Raw genomic sequence first — 1751 nt, 5'->3', positions numbered from 1 at the left:
AATATATTTATATCCGTGAAACGGATTGTTTTACGATGGATTGGCATTGGATCTGTCATTTTATGGGAAGGAACACAGATAAACCCTTAGACCAAGCAGGTTTAGAATACGTTGATTATAAACCTTGGGATGCCAAAACCTTTATGCAAGTCAAACCGAAGTTAAAAGTCACCTCGAGACAAATTGAAGGTTTAGACAAGGCATCGAAAGCGGGCTCAAAAGAAGAGCTAGCTCAAATAGAACAAGAGTATGAACTAACAAAAACCGTGTATCTGGTTGAATAATCTTAACGTTAGTTTAAAAAACGGAAAGCAAAACAATCAGTATAGCAGGAGCAAAAAATGCCATCATGTTACAAACCACCAATTGTTTGTTGGAAAAGTGATTTATCTAACGGGGGCGGACCAGGGAATAAGCGTCGTGCTAATTATATTGCATGTGCGACGGATAATTACCTTGAAATCTATCGTAAACGAAAAATTATCGGACCTTATATTGGATTTTTTTTATTCGGAAGTGGAGAAATTTTGCTTATTTCGTTATTTTTTTATTTTTTAACTGAATTAAAACTTTATTGGTTCATGGCAATAATATATTTTTTTGCATCTATTGGATTAGGTCTGGTACTTTATTTCACTCTCTTTACTCTTCTTTTTGGTCACTATGCCCCCGTAAGTAATCCAATTCGTTTTAATCGAAAAACAGGCAAGGTTTACCTTTACGAAGCGGTGGCAATGAAATGGATGTTTAAAGCATGGCCACCGAGAAGAGCCTTTAAAGATTTAAACAAATTTCATATAAAAGTTTATGATTGGGAAAACTTTCATGGTGTATTACAAGGTTCGACAGTGGTCAATGTAAAAGGTGGTAGCTTTGAAAGTTATACGTTAATTGGGGCTGCTTGTGAGCCTAATAGTTATAAAGTGATTGAATATATTTATATCCGTGAAACGGATTGTTTTACGATGGATTGGCATTGGATTTGTCATTTTATGGGAAGGAACACAGATAAACCCTTAGACCAAGCAGGTTTAGAATACGTTGATTATAAACCTTGGGATGCCAAAACCTTTATGCAAGTCAAACCGAAGTTAAAAATAACCTCGAGACAAATTGAAGGGTTAGACAAAGCATCGAAAGCGGGCTCAAAAGAAGAGCTTGCTCAAATAGAAGAAGAGTATGAACTAACAAAAACCGTGTATCCGGTCGAATAATCCTGACGTTAGTTTAAAAAACGGAAAGCACAACAATCAGGATAGCAGGAGCAAAAAATGCCATCACGTTACAAACCACCAATTGTTTGTTGGAAAAGTGATTTATCTAAAGGGGGGGGGCCGGTTAAACGTCATGCTAATTATGTTGCATGTGCAACGGATAATTACCTTGAAATCTATCGTAAACGAAAAATTATCGGACCTTATATTGGATTTTTTTTATTGGGAGGTGGAGAAATTTCGGTTATTTTGGCTTTTTTTGTTTGTTTAAATCAAAATAATATTCCTTGGCTTGCCGTGATATTGTCATTTATTGCATCTTTAGGAGGAGGTCTGGTTGTTTATTTAACTTTTTTCACTCTTCTTTTTGGTCACTATGCCCCCGTAAGTAATCCAATTCGTTTTAATCGAAAAACAGGCAAGGTTTATCTTTACGAAGCGGTGGCAATGAAATGGATGTTTAAAGCATGGCCACCGAGAAGAGCCTTTAAAGATTTAAACAAATTTCATATAAAAGTTTATGATTGGGAAAACTTT

3 protein-coding genes are annotated in these 1751 nt (G+C 35.6%); all 3 read left to right on the top strand.

Annotated features, from left to right (window positions below):
- Positions 1–284: hypothetical protein (locus tag A9G10_RS12755; RefSeq protein ID WP_179855806.1), on the top strand; the 284-nt coding region annotated here is incomplete at its 5' end.
- A 57-nt stretch (positions 285–341) separates the two neighbouring features.
- The gene (locus A9G10_RS03895; protein ID WP_065558371.1) at positions 342–1214 is read left to right on the top strand and encodes a DUF6708 domain-containing protein; all 873 of its coding nucleotides are present in this window, start codon (positions 342–344) and stop codon (positions 1212–1214) included.
- A gap of 57 nt (positions 1215–1271) precedes the next feature.
- Positions 1272–1751: DUF6708 domain-containing protein (locus A9G10_RS03890; protein WP_218837327.1), on the top strand; the 480-nt coding region annotated here is incomplete at its 3' end.

The organism is Gilliamella sp. wkB308 (assembly GCF_001690185.1).
GTDB classification, from domain to species: domain Bacteria; phylum Pseudomonadota; class Gammaproteobacteria; order Enterobacterales; family Orbaceae; genus Gilliamella; species Gilliamella apicola_I.
Note: the sequence above shows the minus strand (reverse complement) of the source record. Positions and strands in the feature narration are given on the sequence as shown.

Bases quoted from the DNA above. Each gene is read 5' to 3' on its own strand.
- A9G10_RS03895 (WP_065558371.1), top strand. From the start codon at position 342: ATGCCATCATGTTACAAACCACCAATTGTTTGTTGGAAAAGTGATTTA.